Origin of the sequence: Mumia zhuanghuii (assembly GCF_042681565.1) — a bacterium.
GTDB lineage: Bacteria > Actinomycetota > Actinomycetes > Propionibacteriales > Nocardioidaceae > Mumia.
This window is the reverse complement of sequence record NZ_JBHUFT010000002.1, coordinates 369,313-388,906: the sequence shown is the minus strand read 5'-3', so window position 1 is coordinate 388,906 and position 19,594 is coordinate 369,313. Positions and strand designations below refer to the sequence as shown.

15 protein-coding genes are annotated in these 19,594 nt (G+C 71.9%); 10 read left to right on the top strand and 5 right to left on the bottom strand.

What is annotated here, in order from left to right; genetic code table 11:
* The first annotated feature begins 28 nt into the window (after positions 1-28).
* Positions 29-1,339, top strand: a complete 1,311-nt coding sequence (locus ACFSDF_RS04945; protein WP_417568538.1) for an isochorismate synthase — start codon at positions 29-31, stop codon at positions 1,337-1,339.
* Here ACFSDF_RS04945 and ACFSDF_RS04940 read toward each other — a convergent pair.
* The gene (locus ACFSDF_RS04940; protein WP_377156505.1) at positions 1,336-4,698 is read right to left on the bottom strand and encodes a DEAD/DEAH box helicase; all 3,363 of its coding nucleotides are present in this window, start codon (positions 4,696-4,698) and stop codon (positions 1,336-1,338) included. The genes ACFSDF_RS04945 and ACFSDF_RS04940 overlap by 4 nt on opposite strands.
* A 177-nt stretch (positions 4,699-4,875) precedes the next feature.
* Between ACFSDF_RS04940 and ACFSDF_RS04935 the strand changes: the two genes are divergently transcribed.
* Together ACFSDF_RS04935 and ACFSDF_RS04930 are read left to right on the top strand one after the other, a co-directional pair.
* Positions 4,876-6,093: a pyridoxal-phosphate-dependent aminotransferase family protein gene (locus tag ACFSDF_RS04935; protein ID WP_377156503.1), complete on the top strand. Its 1,218-nt coding sequence runs from the start codon at positions 4,876-4,878 to the stop codon at positions 6,091-6,093.
* Positions 6,090-7,340, top strand: a complete 1,251-nt coding sequence (locus ACFSDF_RS04930; RefSeq protein ID WP_167251566.1) for an allantoate amidohydrolase — start codon at positions 6,090-6,092, stop codon at positions 7,338-7,340. Before ACFSDF_RS04935 ends, ACFSDF_RS04930 begins: the two co-directional genes overlap by 4 nt.
* Positions 7,341-7,370: 30 nt before the next feature.
* Here the strand turns inward: ACFSDF_RS04930 and ACFSDF_RS04925 are convergent, their stop codons facing one another.
* Positions 7,371-7,712: a HepT-like ribonuclease domain-containing protein gene (locus tag ACFSDF_RS04925; protein ID WP_167005924.1), complete on the bottom strand. Its 342-nt coding sequence runs from the start codon at positions 7,710-7,712 to the stop codon at positions 7,371-7,373.
* A complete protein-coding gene (locus ACFSDF_RS04920) occupies positions 7,709-8,215 on the bottom strand; it encodes a nucleotidyltransferase family protein (protein ID WP_377156500.1) in 507 nt (168 codons plus the stop codon). The genes ACFSDF_RS04925 and ACFSDF_RS04920 overlap by 4 nt, the downstream gene beginning before the upstream one ends.
* A gap of 83 nt (positions 8,216-8,298) precedes the next feature.
* On the opposite strand from ACFSDF_RS04920, the gene uraD reads away from it, so the two are divergent.
* Genes uraD through allB form a run of 4 tightly spaced genes read left to right on the top strand, consistent with a single transcriptional unit; the run spans position 8,299 to position 11,455 of the window.
* Positions 8,299-8,832 carry a 2-oxo-4-hydroxy-4-carboxy-5-ureidoimidazoline decarboxylase gene (uraD, locus tag ACFSDF_RS04915; protein ID WP_167005927.1) on the top strand — a complete coding sequence of 178 codons (534 nt, stop codon included), beginning with the start codon at positions 8,299-8,301 and terminating at the stop codon, positions 8,830-8,832.
* Positions 8,829-9,164: a hydroxyisourate hydrolase gene (gene uraH, locus ACFSDF_RS04910; protein ID WP_377156498.1), complete on the top strand. Its 336-nt coding sequence runs from the start codon at positions 8,829-8,831 to the stop codon at positions 9,162-9,164. Before uraD ends, uraH begins: the two co-directional genes overlap by 4 nt.
* 1 nt (position 9,165) lies before the next feature.
* A complete protein-coding gene (gene pucL, locus ACFSDF_RS04905; protein WP_377156495.1) occupies positions 9,166-10,065 on the top strand; it encodes a factor-independent urate hydroxylase in 900 nt (299 codons plus the stop codon).
* A 4-nt stretch (positions 10,066-10,069) separates the two neighbouring features.
* On the top strand, positions 10,070-11,455 hold the full coding sequence (gene allB, locus ACFSDF_RS04900) for an allantoinase AllB (protein ID WP_377156493.1): 1,386 nt from the start codon (positions 10,070-10,072) through the stop codon (positions 11,453-11,455).
* Here the strand turns inward: allB and ggt are convergent, their stop codons facing one another.
* Together ggt and ACFSDF_RS04890 are read right to left on the bottom strand one after the other, a co-directional pair.
* Positions 11,456-13,279, bottom strand: a complete 1,824-nt coding sequence (ggt, locus tag ACFSDF_RS04895; protein WP_167005939.1) for a gamma-glutamyltransferase — start codon at positions 13,277-13,279, stop codon at positions 11,456-11,458.
* A gap of 61 nt (positions 13,280-13,340) precedes the next feature.
* Entirely contained in the window at positions 13,341-14,111 is a 771-nt protein-coding gene (locus tag ACFSDF_RS04890; protein WP_167005942.1) for an SGNH/GDSL hydrolase family protein, read from the bottom strand.
* A gap of 83 nt (positions 14,112-14,194) precedes the next feature.
* Here ACFSDF_RS04890 and ACFSDF_RS04885 point away from each other — a divergent pair, with 83 nt between their 5' ends.
* The 3 genes from ACFSDF_RS04885 (at position 14,195) to pta (ending at position 19,587) form a co-directional block, all read left to right on the top strand.
* Positions 14,195-16,828, top strand: a complete 2,634-nt coding sequence (locus ACFSDF_RS04885) for a DEAD/DEAH box helicase (RefSeq protein ID WP_167251560.1) — start codon at positions 14,195-14,197, stop codon at positions 16,826-16,828.
* 29 nt (positions 16,829-16,857) lie between these two features.
* Positions 16,858-17,400: a GNAT family N-acetyltransferase gene (locus ACFSDF_RS04880; protein ID WP_167005948.1), complete on the top strand. Its 543-nt coding sequence runs from the start codon at positions 16,858-16,860 to the stop codon at positions 17,398-17,400.
* A gap of 105 nt (positions 17,401-17,505) precedes the next feature.
* Positions 17,506-19,587: a phosphate acetyltransferase gene (gene pta / locus ACFSDF_RS04875; protein ID WP_377156489.1), complete on the top strand. Its 2,082-nt coding sequence runs from the start codon at positions 17,506-17,508 to the stop codon at positions 19,585-19,587.
* The last annotated feature ends 7 nt before the right edge of the window (positions 19,588-19,594 follow it).

The following is a 19,594-nucleotide window of genomic DNA, read 5'->3' as shown; positions in this document are numbered from 1 at the left end:
CGATGCCACGGGTCGTACCCTGGCAGACGTGACCGACACCGTCGTGCCCCTCCAGGGACCGCTCCGTCTCGTGGCGCAGACGGTCCCGCTCGCCCCCTCCACGCTGGACGGCGTCCCGCTCGTGAACCTGCTCCCCTCCGACGGCGCGCTGGCCTGGGTGCGCGACGGCGACGGGCTCGTCGCGTGGGGCGAGGCCGCCCGGGTCGAGACCACCGGGGCGCAGCGTTTCGCCGACGCGAGCGCGTGGTGGCGCGAGATCTCCGCCCACGCCGTCGTCCGCGACAAGGTCCAGGTCGCCGGGAGCGGCCTCGTGGCGTTCGGGTCCTTCGCCTTCGCCGACGCCTCGGGTGCCACCCGCGGGCGCGCGGACGGGAGCTCGGTCCTCGTGGTGCCGAGCGTCGTCGTCGGACGCCGTGGCGGCACGGCCTGGGTCACGACGATCCGCGAGTCCGCGCTGGCGACCGCTCCGCAGCTGCGGGCCACCGAGGATCCCGTCGCCCCCGAGGACGTCGCGTTCGCCGACGGCTCGACCTCGGGCGCGCAGTGGGAGTCGATCGTGTCCGAGGCCGTCCGCCGCATCGAGGCCGGCGACCTCGACAAGGTGGTCCTCGCACGCGACCTCGTGGCCGAGCTCGCCGCTCCCCTCGACGTCCGCGCTCCGCTGCGACGGCTCGCCGCGTCGTACCCGAACTGCTGGACGTTCCACGTCGACCGCCTCTTCGGCGCCACGCCGGAGATGCTCGTACGGCGCGAACGCGGCCTCGTCACCTCGCGGGTGCTGGCCGGCACGATCCGGCGCACCGGCGACGACTCCCGTGACCTCGCGCTCGCGGGCTCGCTGGCGCGCTCGAGCAAGGACCTCGAGGAGCACGAGTACGCGGTGCGCTCGGTCGCCGACGCCCTCGAGCCGTACTGCTCGTCGATGAACGTGCCCGAGGCACCGTTCGTCCTCCACCTCCCCAACGTCATGCACCTGGCGACCGACGTCGCGGGCGTCGTGGACGCCGAGCGCGAGACGGCGACCGCGCTCGACCTCGCGGCCGCCCTCCACCCGTCGGCGGCGGTCGGCGGCACCCCGCGCGCCGACGCGCTCGCGCTCATCGACGAGATCGAGAAGCTCGACCGCGGCCGCTACGCCGCACCGGTCGGATGGATCGATGCCGACGGTGACGGCGAGTGGGGCATCGCCCTGCGCTCGGCGGAGTACGACGGAGCACGGGTCCGGCTGTTCGCGGGGTGCGGGATCGTCGCCGACTCCGACCCGGAGGCCGAGCTCGCGGAGTCGCAGGCCAAGCTCGTCCCGGTCCGCGACGCCCTCGCAGGGACCGAGGACTCCTAGCCGAAGAGCCCGGCGAGGTCGTCGGCGGTCAGGCCCCCGGAGGACGCGCCACCGTCGAGGACGCTCGCGACGAGCTCGGCTTTGCGCGCCTTGAGCTCGACGACCTTCTCCTCGATCGTGCCGGTGGCGACGAGCCGGTAGACCATGACCGGCGACTCCTGCCCGATCCGGTGGGCGCGGTCGACGGCCTGCGCCTCGACCGCGGGGTTCCACCAGGGATCGAGGACGAAGACGTAGTCGGCCTCGGTGAGGGTGAGACCGACGCCTCCCGCCTTGAGGCTGATGAGGAACACCGGCTGGTCGCCGGCCTTGAACCCGTCGATGGCGGCAGCCCGGTCACGGGTGCTGCCGTCGAGGTAGGACGTCGTGAGGCCCTCACGCTCCAGCCGATCCTGGACACGCCTCAGGAACGACGTGAACTGGCTGAAGACCAGGGCCCGGTGCCCCTCGGCGGCAAGCTCGCGCACGTGCTCGACGAGCAGGTCGAGCTTGGCGGACCCGACGGAGTCGTACGCGGCGTCGACCAGGCCGGGGTCGAGGCTGAGCTGCCGCAGGCGGGTCAGGGCCGCGAAGATCGTGATCCGGTGACGCCGCAGTGCGACCTCGTCGTCGCCGGCCTCCTCGAGAAGCCCGAGGATGCGCTGACGCTCACGCTGCAGGTGGGTGTCGTAGATCTTGCGGTGGCGCGCCGACAGGGCGACCTCGAGAACCTGCTCCTGCTTGGGCGGGAGGTCGGACGCGACAAGGTCCTTGGTGCGGCGCAGGAGGACCGGACGGATCCGCCGCTGCAGCATCGCCAGCAGGTCGGCGTCGCCGCCCTTCTCGATCGGATGGGCGACGGTCTTGGCGAACTGCAGCGGGTAGGGGAAGAGCCCGGGCGCGGTCAGCGAGAGGAGCGACCACAGCTCCATCAGGTCGTTCTCGACCGGTGTGCCGGTGATCGCCAGCGAGAACGGCGCCTCGACCCGGCGTACGGCCTGATAGGTCTTGCCGCGGTGGTTCTTGACCGCCTGCGCCTCGTCGAGGATGCGGCCGGACCACGCGAGGCGGGTGTACGCGTCGGCCTCGAGCCGCAGCAGCGTGTAGGACGTGACGACGAGGTCGGCTCCGGCCGCCACGTCGCTCAGCGGCTGGGAGCGCCGCGCGGCGGACTCGGTGACCGTACGGACCTCGAGGTCGGGCGCGAACGTCGCGGCCTCGCTCGCCCACGTGCCGACGACGCTGGTCGGCGCGACCACCAGGAACGGCGGCGCGTCGGGCTCGCGCTCACGGGCGTGGGCGATCAGCGCGAGGGTCTGCAGCGTCTTGCCGAGGCCCATGTCGTCGGCGAGGATGCCGCCGAGGCCGTGCTCGGCGAGGAATGCGAGCCACGAGAAGCCCTCGCGCTGGTAGGGGCGCAGCGTCGCCTTGAGACCGACCGGCGGCGCGACGTCCGGGACGCCGTCCTGGCCGACGAGCGTGCGGGCGAGCGCGACCCAGCGTGCCGCCTCGACGTCGACGACGCCGAGCTCACCGAGCTCGTCCCAGAGGTCGAAGGCCTGCGTGGCGAGGCTCATGGTCGCGACGTCACGGGGTCGGTCGTCGAGGGCGCGGGCGTCGGCGAGCATCCGCGCGAGCGCGTCGAGCTCGGGATGGTCGACGCTCACGTAGAGGTAGGTGCCCTTGGGCTCGGTCTTGTGCAGCAGCACCTTGTCCTGGCCGGTCGCGATCGCCTCGATGATCGTCGCGAGCCCGACCTGGCGGCCGCCGATCGTGACCACGACCTCGAGGTCGAGCCAGTCCGTACGGCCGGAGGGCGCGGGCGCCGACGTGAACTGGATCTCGGGCTTGCCGACGACCTCGCGGAACTGCGGCTGGCCGTCGGTGTGGACCTCGAAGGCGGGGTGGTCGCGGAGACCGGGGAGGACGTCCTCGGCGAAGCGGACCGCGTCCATCTCGCGCAGGACGAGCTCGGGGTACGGACGGGGGCCCGCCGTGGTCGTACGGAGGAGCAGGACGGCGGCGTCGTCCTCGAGCGCGAGGCGGTCGAGGGAGATGCGCTCGAGGTCGGCGTCGCGCATGCCGTAAGGGGCGGGCTCCTCGTCGAGAGCGAACACGCGCACGGTCTGGCCCGTCGCGAGGGAGCGGTAGTGCCACGCCCACGACAGGCGCACCTCGTGGCCGTCCACCCAGGTCAGCGCGAGGACGAGGTGGGGAGCGGGTGGCTCGGGCACCTGGACGGAGTCGTCGCGCGAGGTCACCTCGACGAGCCTGCGGACGCGAGGGAGATAGGTGTGGAGGAGGTCGGCCATGCCCTCACGCGGCACGGCGACCGTGCGGCCAGTCAGGAACAGCTCACGCACCGCGGCCGTCGGCGCACGGTCGAGCGGGGCGAGCGTGACCACGGCGTCGTCGCCTTCGCCCTCCCACAGCGCGACTCCGTGCTCGGGCGACCCGAGCAGCGTCGCGTCCTCCGCGGGGACCCACGAGCCGCCGACCCCGGCACCGGCGAGGAGGACCGCTCCCCCACCACCGTCGGCACGGGCATCCATCGACAGCCGCGCCGGCTGCGACGCGACACGCAGCTCGGCGAACCCTGACGCGACGAGCGGCAACCCCACCTCGTGGGCCTCGCGCAGCAGCCGCCACAGGGAGGCGCCCAGCTTGGCGAGCGGGAGGTTGTCCTCGGACCCGAACCCGTACGACATCCGAGCTCGATGGGTGCCGTGGATGGCGCGGAGCACGTCGACGTGCTCGGGGACGTACCGGCCGTCGCGCGGGTCGGCGACGACGAGGTCGCGCCACTCGACGCCCTTCTTGATCCACTCGCCGCGTCGCCCGCGCGTGACCGGGCGCAGGTGCAGGGGCGAGCGCGCGGACGACGGGGCGCCGCGGCCGAACCGTCGCTCGTCGTGGCGGTGCGGGGCCACCTCGAAACGGAGCGCGAGCTCGCCGCTGGCACGGCGGCCGTCAGGCCCGGGCGAGGACGGGCCCTCGTCGACGTCGGCGACGAGCTCGTCAAGGATCCGCTCCCAGCTCGACCCCGGTGCTGCCGGGGCGGACGTCGGCGCGACCTCGCGTGCATGGGCCACCAGCACGGTCGCGACCGCGTGCTTGCAGAAGTGGCTGACCGGGCAGGAGCACGCCGTGTAGAGCTCGATCGGCGTGTCGTGGTCGCGCCGCGCGGAGACGACGGTCTGGTAGGTCGCGACGCCGCTGCCCGCCACGCTGCTCTGCAGGACGTAGCCGTCGCGGTTGCGGGCGACGTCGAGATCGATCACGTATCCCCCGCGGGCGTACGCCTTGCCGCGGTCGATGGTGCCCTCGTCCATGTGCCGACGCAGCAGTGCCAGGTCGGCGAGGTCGGCGAGGGTCAGCACCTGTCAAGACTAGGTCGCGCCCCTGACTACCGGGCCGGTCGTCCACAGGCGAGGCCCGGTGTGTCGACCCGGACACACACCCGTTCCGAAGGGCGAGTCGGCGCGGCGATGTCAGAGTTGACGGGAGGCGACGCACGCCGCGCCCGCCGTCGGCCCGATCCCGGACGAGGAGGAACCGTGCCCGCTGCACCGATCTCCCCGCCGCCGCGGCTGCTGATGGGCGCGGGACCGGTCAACGCCGACCCGCGGGTGCTGCGAGCGATGTCGGCGCAGCTCGTCGGCCAGTACGACCCGTGGATGCTCGCCACCATGGACGAGACGAGGGCGCTCTACCGCGAGGTCTTCCGTACGACGAATGCCGCGACGCTGCTCGTCGACGGCACCTCGCGGGCCGGGATCGAGGCGGCGCTGGTCTCGCTGCTGGAGCCTGGCGACCGGGTGCTGGTGCCGATCCTCGGGAGGTTCGGCCACCTCCTGCGCGAGATCGCCGAGCGGTGCGGCGCCGAGGTGCACGTGGTCGAGACGCCGTGGGGCACGGTGTTCGACGAGGAGGAGCTCGTCGACGCCGCACGCCGGATCCGTCCGAAGGTGCTGGCGACCGTCCAGGGAGACACGTCGACCTCGATGTGCCAGCCGCTGTCCTCGCTCGGGCCGACCTGCCGCGAGCTCGGCGTGCTGACGTACGTCGACGTGACCGCGTCGCTCGCGGGCAACGAGTTCGCGATGGACGGGTGGGAGCTCGACGTCGCGACCGCAGGCCTGCAGAAGTGCCTCGGCGGGCCGTCGGGGAGCGCCCCGATCACCCTGTCGGACGCCGCCGTCGCGGTCGTCGAGGGGCGGCGGCACGTGGAGGCGGGACTGCGCGAGGCCGGCGACGTGGACCGTGGGACGCGGATCGGCTCGAACTACCTCGACCTCGCGATGATCCTCGACTACTGGGGTCCGCGGCGGCTCAACCACCACACCGAGGCGACGACGATGCTGTACGGGGCGCGCGAGTGCGCCCGCCTGCTCGTCGAGGAAGGGATGCCCGAGGCCGTCGAGCGTCACCGGCTGCACGGCTCGGCGATGACGGCGGGCGTGCAGGCGCTCGGGCTCGCGGTCTTCGGGGACGAGCGGCACAAGATGCACAACGTGGTCGCGGTCGAGATCCCCGACGGTGTCGACGGCGACGCGGGGCGGACGGCGATGCTCGAGGACTTCGGCATCGAGATCGGGACGTCGTTCGGACCGCTCCACGGCAAGGTCTGGCGGATCGGCACGATGGGCTGGAACGCCCGCCACGACGCCGTACTCACCACGCTGGCGGCACTCGAGCAGGTGCTGCGAGCTGCGGGCACCTCGCCGACGCCGGGATCGGGTGTGGCCGCGGCCAGAGAGGTGTACGCGACGTGAGGCCGTCCGAGACTGCGCTCGCCGACGCCCGTACGGCACTGGCACGCTGCGACGCTCTCGCCGCGCTGAGTGCCCGGTCGGGCCGGATCGACCGGTTCGCGCTGACGCGTTCACATGCGGAGGCGAACGCCCTCGTCGCGTCGTGGATGGCGCAGACGGAGATGGCGACGTGGGTCGATGCCGTCGGCAACGTGTGCGGACGGTTGGAGGGGCTGACCTCCGACCTGCCCGCACTCCTCCTCGGGTCACACCTCGACACGGTGCCCGACGCAGGCCGGTACGACGGGCCGCTCGGCGTCGCCATCGCGCTCGCGGTGGCCGTGCGGCTGCACGCACGCGTCGCCTCGCTGCCGTTCGCGCTGGAGGTCGTCGGCTTCTCCGACGAGGAAGGGACCCGCTTCGGCGCCGCGCTGACGGGGAGCCGCGGCCTCGCGGGGACCTGGGACGAGGCGTGGTGGGCGCAGGTCGATGCCGGTGGGGTGAGGCTGCGCGAGGCGTTCGTGGAGTTCGGGCTCGACCCGGCGCGCGTCGGTGAGGCCGCCCGGCCGCCGGAGTCGCTGGTCGGCTATCTGGAGTCGCACATCGAGCAGGGCCCGTCCCTGGAGGACGCCGACCGCCCGCTCGGCGTCGTCAGCGCGATCGCGGGCGCTCGGCGCTTCGCGCTGCGCGTGGTCGGCGAGGCGCGCCACGCCGGCGGCACCTCGTACGAGCGCCGCCGCGATGCCCTGGTTGGCGCGAGCCACGCCGTGATCGAGGTCGAGCGGATCGCCCGTACGGAGGGCGTGGTCGCCACCGTCGGTGCGCTGGAGGTGCACCCGGGCGCGGCGAATGTGGTCCCCGGGCACGTCGACCTCACGCTCGACCTGCGGGCCGAGCACGACGCCGACCGCGACCGGGCCTGGGACCTGATCGCGAGCGCCGTCGAGAAACGCTGCACCGAACGGGGACTGGTCTTCGAGGCGGTCGAGACGCATCGCGCCCAGGCAGTCGCGATGGATCCGGCACTGCGGGACGCCGTCGCGGCAGGCATCCGCGCGACGACCGGCGAAGAGTCGGTGACGGTGCTGTTCAGCGGCGCCGGGCACGACGCGATGGCGATGGCGGCGGTGACGCCGGTGGCGATGCAGCTCGTCCGCTGTCGCGACGGCATCTCGCACCACCCGGACGAGGCGGTGCGACTGGACGATGTGGCGCTCGCGATCGACGCGTTCGAGGCCGCCGTCCTGGCGGTGGCGGCGGAGTTCTGAGAAGCCGACTCTCCCTACAGGGGCTTCGCCCTATCCACCCCCGGCCGCAATCGTCACCTGCAGACGGCGGAGCCCCTGCTCGAAGTCGTCGAGGTTGTCACTGACCGTCTGGCGGACTGCGAGGTGGTCGACAAACCTGTAGTTGTGCGCGAGCGCATTGCGTGTCGCGCGAATACCGCGCCACCGCGCGCCGAACTCAGCAATCACGAGCTCCTCCGGCAACGCCATGACTTCTTCGATGCTGGCAGCGAGTCGCTGGCACACTGCATCGAAGATCAGGAGGTCGTCGATCGGGCCCCGTTCAAGGTGCTGACGCAGGATCGCGACATGCGAGAGCGCGTTCCGGATCCGCTCCGACGGCGCGCGAGTCACAGCGTTGCCGCCTCATTCAACGCGGTCGAGCGAATCTGCCCCTTCAGACCTCGAGTGGGGACCACATCAACAGGAACCCCGAGAATGTCTCCGACACGCACCGTCAGATCGCCGAGATCGAACAGTGTGAAGTCATCAGGGATGTCGACCAGGATGTCCACGTCGCTCTGCTCGTCGTCCTCGCCGCGTGCCACCGATCCGAAGACTCGTGCGTTGCTCGCACCCGCCTCCCGGACTGCACGGCGGATCGCCGTGCGGTGCTCGCGCACGAGCCGGCCGAGCCGCGTCGTTCCACGGAACTCCTCTCGTGCAAGCTTCGCCAGGCGTGAAACCTCTGGCTGTGAGCGCCCTAGCCGCTCGGCGATCTGCCGCTGTGAGGCGCCGGCCTCGACCGCGTCGTGCACGGCATCGATGAGCAGCGCGTGGGCCGTGTCCCGAAGCAGGTCAGCACGCGCGCCGGCCTCGATCAGCCGGGCGAACCGTTCCTCGAGCGATGACCTCACGAAACGACGATAGCACTTGCTATCACCGTCGAGCGAGTCCAACACGGGATGCGCCACGGCACGAGAGGGCCATGCTCGTGGGCATGGACCTCGTCGCTCTCAACGACGCTCCGCGCGACATCCTCGCCGCGTCGCTGACGTCCTGCGCCGACGTCCCCCGGTGGGTCGACGCGCTCGTCGACGATCGCCCGTACGAGTCGGTCGACGCGCTGCTCTCGTACGCCGACTCGCTTGCCGCCACGTGGACGGACGACGAGGTGACGCACGCGCTCGCCCAGCACCCGCGCATCGGAGAACGCTCCCGTCGTCCCGCGGCCGAGGCGGCGATGTCGGCGCACGAGCAGTCCGGGGTCCGGGCGGGCGGCGACGTCGCCGCTCGGCTGCGCGAGGCGAATGCGGCGTACGAGGAACAGTTCGACCGCGTGTTCCTCGTACGGGCGGCCGGCCGCGACGCCGACGAGGTCCTCGCGCTGCTCGAGGAGCGGCTCAGCAACGACGACGCCACCGAGCGCGAGGTCGTGAAGGGACAGCTCCGCGAGATCGCGCTGCTGCGCCTGCGCGACGCCGTGACAACGACGACCCTCACCACCGACGCCGCGCGGGAGGATGGCTCATGACCAGCCACGTCACCACCCACGTCCTCGACACCGCGCTCGGCCGCCCGGCCACGGGGGTCGCCGTGACGCTCAGCCTCGTCGACGAGCGCGTCGTCGAGATCATGGCCGTCGGGACCACCGACGACGACGGCCGCCTCACCGACCTCGGCCCGGAGCACCTCGCGGCAGGCACCTATCGCCTCACCTTCGACACCGGTGCCTACTTCGCCCGCGACGACCGGCCCGCGTACTTCCCCTTCGTCGAGGTGACGTTCGTCCTCGACTCCTCCGAGCACCACCATGTGCCGCTGCTGCTGAGCCCGTTCGCCTACTCCACCTACCGAGGGAGCTGAGATGGGCCCGCCTCCCCCGTACGCGCTCGGCGCCAACCGGTACGGCAAGGCCGAGGTCCGGGTGCTGCGCGTGGACCGCGCGACGCCGCGCCACGCGCTCACCGACCTGTCGGTCACCAGCCAGCTGACCGGCGACTTCGAGGCGGCACACGAGGGGGGCGACAACGCGCACGTGGTGGCGACGGACACGCAGAAGAACACCGTGTACGCGTTCGCACGCGACGGCATCGGGGCTCCCGAGGAGTTCCTGCTGCGCCTCGCGGACCACTTCACTGGGTCGTTCGCGTGGGTCACGGGCGGTCGGTGGACGGCCGAGCAGTACGCGTGGTCGCGGATCGCGGTGGGCGACACCGGGCACGACCACGCCTTCACGCGCGACGGCGGCGAGGTCCGTACGGCCGCCGTGGTCCGTGACGGCGACGCGACGACGGTGCTGGCGGGGTTGAAGGACCTCGTCGTGCTCGCGTCGACGGGGTCGGAGTTCGTCGGCTTCCCGCGGGACCGCTTCACGACGCTGCCCGAGGCGACCGACCGGGTCCTCGCGACGTCGGTGACCGCACGGTGGCGGTACGGCGGAGCGGTCGCGTACGACGAGGCGTACGCCGCCGCGCGGGCCGCGATGCTCGAGGCGTTCGCCGGCACGCACTCCCTCTCTCTGCAGCAGACCGCGTACGCGATGGGGAGCGCGGTGCTCGACGCCGTGCCGGAGGCAGTGGAGGTCCGCTTCTCGATGCCCAACAAGCACCACTTCCTCGTCGACCTCGGGCCTTTCGGCCTCGACAACCCCGGCGAGGTCTTCTTCGCGGCCGACCGGCCGTACGGGCTGATCGAGGCCAGCGTGCTGCGCATGGGCGCCGATCCCGCCGATGCGGTGTGGGCCTCGGCCGGCGGGTTCTGCTGACGCCATGGCCACCCACGTCGTCCGAGCGGAGCGGGCGCTCGTCGACGGGGTGCTGCAGCCCGCGGCGCTCACCGTGCGGGACGGGGTGGTGGTGGGGGTCTCGACAGGCTCGACCGGCGATGGGGGTGGCTCGACCGACGGTGGGGGCGGGGGCGGCGCGTACCTCCTCCCCGGCGTCGTCGACACCCACGTCCACATCAACGAGCCCGGGCGCACGGCGTGGGAGGGCTTCGCGACCGCGACCGAGGCCGCCGCGCGGGGAGGCGTCACGACCCTCGTGGACATGCCGCTCAACAGCATCCCGCCGACGACGACCCCGGCGGCGCTCGCGCTCAAGCGGGAGTGCGCGGCCGGTCAGCTGCGGGTCGACACCGGCTTCTGGGGTGGCGCGGTGCCCGACAGCCTGGGGTCGCTGGAGGCGCTATGGGACGAGGGCGTGTACGGGTTCAAGTGCTTCCTGGTCGACTCCGGGGTCCCCGAGTTCGCGCCGCTCGACGGCGACCAGCTCCAGGCGGCGATGCGCGAGATCGGCGGCTTCGGCGGGCTGCTGCTCGTCCACGCAGAGGACCCGGGCGTGATCGCGTCGGCGTCGGCGTCGGCGCGGCCAAGCAGGGCGTACGCGGACTTCGTCGCCTCGCGACCTGACGGCGCCGAGGTCGCCGCGATCGCGAGTGTCGTCGACGCCGTACGCGAGACCGGCACGCGCACCCACCTCGTCCACCTGTCGTCGGCGCGTGCGCTCGACCTGATCGCGGAGGCGCGGGCCGAGGGCCTGCCGTTGACGGTCGAGACGTGCCCGCACTACCTCGTGCTGGACGCCGCATCCGTGCCGGACGGCGCCGCCGCGTACAAGTGCTGCCCGCCGATCCGCGACCGCGGCAACCAGGACGCGCTCTGGGACGCCCTCGTCGAGGGGATCATCGACTGCGTCGTCTCGGACCACTCCCCCACGACGCTCGCCGACAAGGCCCGCGGCGACGGCGACCTCCAGCAGGCCTGGGGTGGGATCGCGGGGCTGCAGGTCGGGTTCGCGGCCGTCGCGGACGCGGCGTCGCGGCGCGGGATCGGCCTCGCGCAGGTCAGCGCGTGGATGTCGGCGGGCCCGGCGCGGATCGCCGGCATCAAGGGCAAGGGCGCGATCGCGGTCGGCAACGACGCGGACCTCGTCTGGTGGTCACCCGGCGGCTCGTACGAGGTCCGCGCCGAGGCGCTCGCGCACAAGAACAAGCTGTCGGCATACGACGGGCTCACCCTGCGCGGCCGCGTCCTCCGTACGGACCTACGCGGCGAGCCGGTAGGCCCCGTCCCCGATTCGGGCAGTTTTCCACCGTTGCGCGACCGCGATGAGGTGGAGAAGCGCCCGAATCGGGGACGGCTCCTGCGGCGCTGACTACCGGCGCTGCGGGCGCACCACGAGCCCCGTGCCACCGCCGCGTCGTACGGGCTCGGCTGCTGCGGTCATCGCACCGCGCTTGCCGACCTCGATCGTCGCGGCCGCCCCGATCTGCGCGGCCGACGTGAACGCGTCGCCGGACGGGACGAGCCGCTGCCCGTACGGAGCGAGCGCCGCCCCGTACGCGTCGATGAACTCCGGCTCGGCTGGTGTCGTGGCCGCGTTGCGGCTCGACGCGCGCGGTGCCGCGACCGCCTCCGGCAACGTCATGCCGAGGTCGATGCGGTTCACGAGGATCTGCAGCACGGTCGTGATGATCGTGGCACCGCCGGGCGAGCCGAGGACGTACTTCACCTTGCCGTCGTCGAGCACGATCGTCGGCGCCATCGAGGAGCGCGGGCGCTTGCCGGGCTGGATGCGGTTGGGATCAGCCGCGTCGTACACCGCGGTGAAGTCGGTCAGCTCGTTGTTCAGCAGGAACCCGCGTCCCGGCACCGTGATGCCCGAGCCACCGGTCTGCTCGATGGTGAGCGTGTAGGCGACGGCGTTGCCCCACTTGTCGACGACCGAGAGGTGGGTCGTCGAGACGTTCTCGGTGTCGGGCTTCTCCGTACGGTCAGCCGTGCCGCAGCCGGTGCCGCTGAGCGCGCCGGGCGCCACGGGCCGGATCGCGGCCTTCGTCGGATCGATGACGCACGCGCGCGAGTCGGCGAACCGCTGGCTGAGCAGCGTCTTCGTCGGCACGTCCACGAAAGCCGGGTCGCCGACGTACGCGTTGCGGTCGGCGAACGCGTGGGCGCTGGCCTCGAGGAACAGGTGCAGGCTCTGTGCCGTGTCCGCGCCGCCGCCCAGGCGATAGTTCTCGAGGATGTTCAGCGCCTCGCCGACCGTCGTCCCGCCCGAGCTCGACGGCGCCATCGAATAGACGTCATGCCCGCGATAGCTCACCTTGCTCGGCGCCTGGTGACGGACGCGGTACGCGGCGAGGTCCTCGGTCGTCATCGAGCCCGCCGGTGCGGGCAGCGCGGAGGCCGGGTCCTTCGGCGGCGCCTGGACGGTCTTGGCGATCTCCTCGGCGAGCGCGCCGCCGTAGAAGGCCTTCGGCCCGCGCTTCGCGATCGCGGCGTACGTGCGGGCGAGGTCGGGGTTGCGGAACGTCGTGCCGACCTGCGGGGCGTCGCCACCGGGCAGGAACAGAGCGGCGGTGTCCGGGAAAGCAGCGAACCGCGCCTTGTTGTCGAGCGTCTGGCTGCGGAACGTCTGGTCGACCGGGAAGCCCTTTGCCGCGACCTCCGTCGCCGGTGCGAGGGCTCGGGCGAGGCTGCGGGTGCCGAAGCGCGCCAGCGCCGCGTCCCACGTCGCGACCGTGCCCGGCACGCCGACCGCGACGCCGGACGAGACGAGCTCCGGGGTGAACCGGTACGGCTGCCCGGTCGCGGGGTCGAGGAACGCATCTTCGGGCGAGATGCCGGCCGGCGCGGTCTCGCGTCCGTCGATCGTGGAGACCTTGCGCTTCTTCGCGTCGTAGAAGACGAAGTAGCCGCCGCCCCCGATCCCCGCGCTGTACGGCTCGGTGACGCCGAGCGTGGCCGCCATCGCGACCGCGGCGTCCGCGGCGTTGCCCCCACGGGCCAGCACGTCACGTCCGACCCGGCTCGCGGTGGCGTCGACCGACGAGACCGCGCCGCCCGTGCCGTACGAGGTGGGGGTCGGTACGGGGGGCGGTGGCTCCGGAGCGGGCCGGTGGGCCTGGGCGGGAGGCGTCCCGACGAGCGCGACGAGGGTGAGTGCGGCGGCGACGGTGAGGATGCGGGGGCTCATCATCCGACCGTGGCAGGGGTCACGGAGGCCCGCAACCCCTCAGCGCGGTGCCTCGCGGCGGTCAGATCCGCTCGAGCGTGGGGCGCTTCGGCTTGACCGTGTCGCCCGAGGACGTCCCGTTGATCCGCCGCTGGACCCACGGCACCGCGAACTCCTTGGCCCACTGGAGGTCGGCGTCGCGCCGCTGCTTCTTGGTGGGCGGCGCCGCCTTCGGCAGACGGGGCTTTTTGAGCTCGTGGCTGACCCCGAGCGTGTCGAGCACGTGGAACGCCATCTGCTTGTGGCCGTAGCTCGACAGGTGGAGACGGTCGGTGTCCCAGTAGCGGTCGTCGCGGTACTCGCGGAACCGCCAGAAGTCCACCAGCGTCGCGCCGTGCCTGTCGGCGATCTCGCGGACGATCTCGTTGTAGATCGCGACGCGGCCCCGAAGCTTGCCGAACACCGGCGCGTAGCCCAGGTCGTACCCGGTGAACATCACCACGCGCCCCCCGCAGACGGCGAGCCGCCCGATGGCCGCGTCGTACAGCTCACCGAGGAGGTCGAGGTCGACCTTCGGGCGCAGGATGTCGTTGCCGCCGGCATAGATCGTCACGAGGTCCGGCGACAGCTTGAGCGCCGCCTCGAGCTGCTCGGCGATCACGGGCTTGAGCAGGCGACCTCGTACGGCGAGGTTGGCGTACCCGAAGTCGTCGGACTTGGTCGCCAGCACCTCGGCCACCCGGTCGGCCCAACCACGCAGCCCGTTGGGGCGGCGCTTGTCGGGGTCCCCGACTCCTTCGGTGAACGAGTCGCCGAGCGCGACGTAGCGGTGGTACACGGGTTCGCTGACCATGTGCTCGATTCTCGCACCGGCCCACCCGCGGACCGTGGAGGTGGCGTTCGACGGTGGTTTCCGGATGCGATGATGGTCATATCATGCGCCTCGTCGACCACCTCCCCGCCGCCGAGGAGTCCGACGACGCCGACGTCGTCTTCGACGCGTTCAGCACGTGGGCCGAGGGTGAGGGCCTGACCCTCTACCCCGCCCAGGAGGACGCGCTCATCGAGATCGTGTCCGGCTCGAACGTCATCCTCGCGACGCCCACCGGGTCCGGCAAGAGCCTCGTCGCCGCCGGCGCGCAGTTTGCCGCGATGGCGAAGGGCAAGCGCAGCTTCTACACCGCCCCGATCAAGGCGCTGGTGTCGGAGAAGTTCTTCGCGCTGGTCGAGATGTTCGGCGCCGACAACGTCGGGATGATGACCGGCGACGCCTCGGTCAACGCCGACGCGCCGATCATCGCGGCGACCGCAGAGATCCTGGCCAACAAGGCGCTGCGCGAGGGCGCGGCGGCCGAGGTCGGGCTCGTCGTGATGGACGAGTTCCACTTCTACTCCGAGCCGGACCGTGGCTGGGCGTGGGAGGTCCCGCTGCTCGAGCTGCCCCATGCGCAGTTCCTCCTGATGTCGGCCACGCTGGGAGACACCGCCCGCTTCGAAGAGGACCTCACCCGCCGTACGGGCCGAGAGACGACCCTCGTCGCCGGCACCGAGCGGCCGGTCCCGCTCGTCCACGAGTACGTCACCTCCCCCGTGCATGAGACGGTCGAGGAGCTGCTCGCGACCGGGCAGTCGCCGATCTACATCGTGCACTTCACGCAGGCCTCGGCCATCGAGCGCGCACAGGCGCTGTCGAGCATCAATGTGACGACCCGTGCGGAGAAGGACACGATCGCCGCCGCGCTCGGTGACTTCCGGTTCCAGACGGGGTTCGGCAAGACGTTGTCGCGACTGGTCCGGATGGGCATCGGCGTGCACCACGCAGGGATGCTTCCGCGCTACCGGCGCCTCGTCGAGCGGCTCACCCAGAAGGGCCTGCTCAAGGTCGTCTGCGGCACGGACACGCTCGGCGTCGGCATCAACGTGCCGATCCGTACGGTCTTGTTCTCGGGGCTGTCGAAGTACGACGGCATCCGCCAGCGGCACCTGCACGTGCGCGAGTTCCAGCAGATCGCGGGGCGGGCCGGCCGCGCCGGGTACGACACGATCGGCCGTGTCGTCGTCCAGGCACCCGAGCACGAGGTCGAGAACGCCAAGATGGTCCGCAAGGCAGGCGACGACGTCAAGAAGCTGCGTCGGATCCAGCGCAAGAAGCCGCCCGAGGGCTTCGTCAACTGGTCCGACCGGACGTTCGACAAGCTCTCCACCGGCCAGCCGGAGCCGCTCGCGTCGCGGATGCGGATGACGCACGCGATGGTGCTGAACCTCGTCGCGCGTCCCGGCGACGCCCGCGCCGCCGTGAAGTCGCTGGTCATGGACAGCCACGCGAGCGAGGCAGACCAGGAGCGGATGCTCGCCGAGGCGGAGTCGATCTTCGAGACGCTGATCGAGGGCGGTGTCGTTGAGGAGCTGGCCGAGCCCGACGCCGAGGGCCGCACCGTACGGCTGACGGTCGACCTGCAGGCGGACTTCGCGCTCAACCAGCCGCTCGCCCCGTTCGCCGTCGCCGCGCTCGAGATCCTCGACCCCGAGTCACCGACGTACGCGCTCGAGGTCGTCTCGGTCTTCGAGGCGATCCTGGAGGACCCGCGCCCGATCATCAGCGCCCAGCGCAACCGTGCCAAGGGCGAGGCCGTGGCCGAGATGAAGGCCGAGGGGCTGGAGTACGAGGAGCGCATGGAGCTCCTCGAGGAGGTCGAGCACCCCCAGCCGCTGCGCGACGAGTTGGAAGTCGCGTACGAGGCCTACCGCACCGGACACCCCTGGGTCTCCGACTACGAGCTCAAGCCGAAGTCCGTCGCCCGCGAGATGTGGGAGCGGTCGATGACGTTCGCCGAGTACGTGAGCATGTACCAGCTCGCGCGCTCCGAGGGGCTCGTGCTGCGCTACCTGTCGGACATCTACCGGACGCTGCGCCACACGGTCCCCGACAGCTATGTGACCGACGAGATCGACGACATCACGTACTGGCTCGGCGAGGTCGTCCGCCAGACCGACTCGAGCCTCCTCGACGAGTGGGAGGCGCTCGCGTCGGGCGAGGGCGGCTCGGTCGACGTGGTGATCGCCCAGCACGAAGCCCTCGACGCCGGCCCGCCTCCGGTCACGGCCAACGAGCGGGCGTTCCGGGTGCTGGTCCGCAACGCACTGTTCCGCCGGGTCGAGCTGATGGCGCTGCGTCGCTGGATCGACCTCGGCGCGATGGACGGTGCCGCCGGGTGGAACGCCGACGTGTGGCAGGAGGCGATCCAGGACTACTTCGCCGAGTACGACACGCTCGGCACCGGCCCCGACGCGCGCGGCCCCGCGATGCTCGTCGTCGACACCGACCCCTCGCTGGTCGACACCGACCCCTCGCCGGTCGACACCGACCCCTCGCCGGTCGACACCGACCCCTCGCTGGTCGAGCCTGTCGAGACCCCCCGCGTCTGGCACGTGCGCCAGATCCTCGACGACCCCGAGGGCGACCGCGACTGGGCCATCTTCGCCACAGTGCACCTCGACGCGTCCGACGAAGCGGGCGAGGCAGTCGTGCAGATCACGGATGTGGGCCCCCAGACGGACACAGGCGTCTGACGCCGGACGGCACCTCGTACCGTGTCTCCGTGGCTCTCTTCTTCGTCGCCGATCCGACCGTCACGCGACCGGTACGGGCGGGTCTGCTCAAGACCTGGACCGACGCCTCGAACGCCGGTGGTGCGATCGGGTTCGTCCCGCCGGTCTCCCCGCTCGACGTCGAGCCGATCCTCGACGAGCAGCTGGCGGCAGTCGCCGACGGCCGCATCCGGATGGTTGTCGGCCTCGACGGCGACCAGGTGCGGGCCGCCGGGTTCCTGGAGTCGAACTCCCATCGCCTGATGCAGCACTGGGTCTGGGCGACGACCATCATGGTGCACCCCACGGCCCAGGGGCGCGGCGCCGGTTTCGCGCTGATGCTCGCGCTCGGCTCGCTGGCGCGCAGCATGCCCGGCATCGAGGCCGTACGCCTCAGCTGCCGTGGCGGGCTCGGGCTCGAGCACTTCTACGCGCGCTGCGGCTACAAGGAGGTCGGCCGCGTTCCGGGGGCGATCCGCGTCGGCCATGGTGACGACCGAGACGACATCACGATGCTGCTCACGCTCGAATCCCGCTCCCACCCGGAGCGGTGAATCAGGTCCCACGCGCGTCGCCGCGGTGGGACCTGGCTCACCTCCGCAGGGGTGGTCGCGGGACCGGACGGGCACGCCGCACCGCACCGCCCTAGGCTCGGGCGGGTGGGAAGCAGCGTCTACATCGCGTCCGTCGAGGGGTTCACCGGCAAGTCCACCGTGGCGCTCGGCGTCGTCGAACAGCTGTCACGGCGGGTACGCCGCGTGGGTGTCTTCCGTCCGATCGTGCGCGGAGACGTCGCGGCCACAGGCGGCAGGGACTACGTCCTCGACATGCTGGTGGCGCACGACGCGGTGACGACCTCGTACGAGGAGGCCGTCGGCACGACGTACGAGGAGATCCACGCCGATCCCGTCGCGGCGATGGAGCAGATCATCGACCGCCACGCGGCGGTCGCCGCGGCGTGCGACGTGGTCGTGGTGGTCGGCACGGACTACACGGACGTGGCCGCGCCCACCGAGTTCGCGTACAACGCACGGGTCGCGGCCAACCTCGCGTCGCCGGTGCTGCTCGTGCTCAACGGCGCCGACCGTACGCGCGCCGAGGTCGCGGGCATCTCCGACGTCGCAGTGGCCGAGCTTGAGGCGAACCACGCCGAGCTCTTCGCCGTCGTCATCAACCGCGTGACCGACCCCGAGGTCGCCGCCGACCCGGCGACGCTCGTCGATCGCGACGTGCTCGTGTACTCCGTTCCGGACGAGCCCGTGCTGTCCGCACCGACGGTCGCCGACCTCATGGCCGCGTGCGACGGCACGCTCGTACGGGGCGACGAGCGGCTGCTCGGACGCGAGGCCAGCGGCTTCGTCGTGGCCGCGATGACCCTGCCGAACGTGCTCGACCGGCTCTTCGAGAGCGCCGTCGTGATCGTGCCGGGAGACCGCCCCGAGATCGTGCTCGGCGTGCTGTCGGCGCATGCGTCGACCGAGTTCCCCCAGATCGCCGGCGTCGTGCTCAACGGCGGTATCGCGCTGCCTGAGCAGGTCGAGCGGCTGCTGCGCGGGGTCGGCTCCACGATGCCGATCGTCGCCACCGACCTCGGCACGCACGCGACGTCTCAGGCACTGACGGGGCGGCGCGGGCTGCTGACCCGGGAGTCGCCGCGCAAGATCGCGACCGCGCTCGCGGTGTTTGCCGAGCACATCGACGGCGACGCGCTCCTCGACCGGCTGGAGGTGTCCCGGACGACGGTCGTCACTCCGCTGATGTTCGAGCACACGATCCTGGACCGGGCGACCGCCGACCGGCGCCACATCGTGCTGCCGGAGGGCGAGGACGAGCGCATCCTGCGGGCCGCGGACATCCTGCTGCGCCGCGGCGTCGCTGAGCTGACGCTGCTCGGTGACCCGATCGCGGTGACCGGACGCGCCGCGAGCCTCGGTGTCGACCTGTCCGCCGCCCGGATCGTGGACCCGCGGACGTCGGACGACCGCGAGCACTTCGCGCAGGAGTACTACCGACGCCGCAAGCACCGCGGCGTCGACCTCGAGGACGCGCGGACGACGGTCACCGACGTGTCGTACTTCGGCACGATGATGGTCGAGCTCGGGTACGCCGACGGCATGGTGTCGGGGGCGGTCCACACCACCGCGCACACGATCCGCCCCGCGCTCGAGGTCGTGAAGACGGTGCCGGGAGTCTCGACGGTGTCGTCGGTGTTCTTCATGTGCCTCGAGAACCAGGTGCTGGTCTATGGCGACTGCGCCGTCGTCGTCGACCCCGACGCGACCCAGCTCGCCGACATCGCGATCTCGTCGGCGCATACGGCGTCGGCGTTCGGCATCGAGCCGCGGGTCGCGATGCTGTCGTACTCAACCGGCAGCTCCGGCAGCGGCGCCGACGTCGAGAAGGTCCTCAACGCGACCGGTCTCGCCCAGGAGCGGGCGCCCGAGCTGATGATCGAAGGGCCGATCCAGTACGACGCCGCGATCGACCTCGCCGTCGCGCGCACGAAACTGCCCGAGTCGGAGGTCGCGGGGCGCGCGACGGTGTTCGTGTTCCCTGATCTCAACACGGGCAACAACACCTACAAGGCGGTGCAGCGCTCGGCCCGTGCGGTCGCGGTCGGGCCGGTGCTGCAGGGCCTGCGCAAGCCGGTCAACGACCTCTCGCGCGGCGCCACGTTGCGCGACATCGTCAACACCGTGGCGATCACCGCGATCCAGGCCCAGCAGCTGCCCACCGGCTGACCGCGCC

Excerpts from the sequence above, each read along its gene's own strand:
- uraH (WP_377156498.1), top strand. The coding sequence starts at position 8,829 with ATGACCAGCCACGTCACCACCCACGTCCTCGACACCGCGCTCGGCCGC.
- ggt (WP_167005939.1), bottom strand. The coding sequence starts at position 13,279 with ATGAGCCCCCGCATCCTCACCGTCGCCGCCGCACTCACCCTCGTCGCG.
- ACFSDF_RS04885 (WP_167251560.1), top strand. The coding sequence starts at position 14,195 with ATGCGCCTCGTCGACCACCTCCCCGCCGCCGAGGAGTCCGACGACGCC.
- pucL (WP_377156495.1), top strand. The coding sequence starts at position 9,166 with ATGGGCCCGCCTCCCCCGTACGCGCTCGGCGCCAACCGGTACGGCAAG.
- allB (WP_377156493.1), top strand. The coding sequence starts at position 10,070 with ATGGCCACCCACGTCGTCCGAGCGGAGCGGGCGCTCGTCGACGGGGTG.
- uraD (WP_167005927.1), top strand. The coding sequence starts at position 8,299 with ATGGACCTCGTCGCTCTCAACGACGCTCCGCGCGACATCCTCGCCGCG.
- ACFSDF_RS04890 (WP_167005942.1), bottom strand. The coding sequence starts at position 14,111 with ATGGTCAGCGAACCCGTGTACCACCGCTACGTCGCGCTCGGCGACTCG.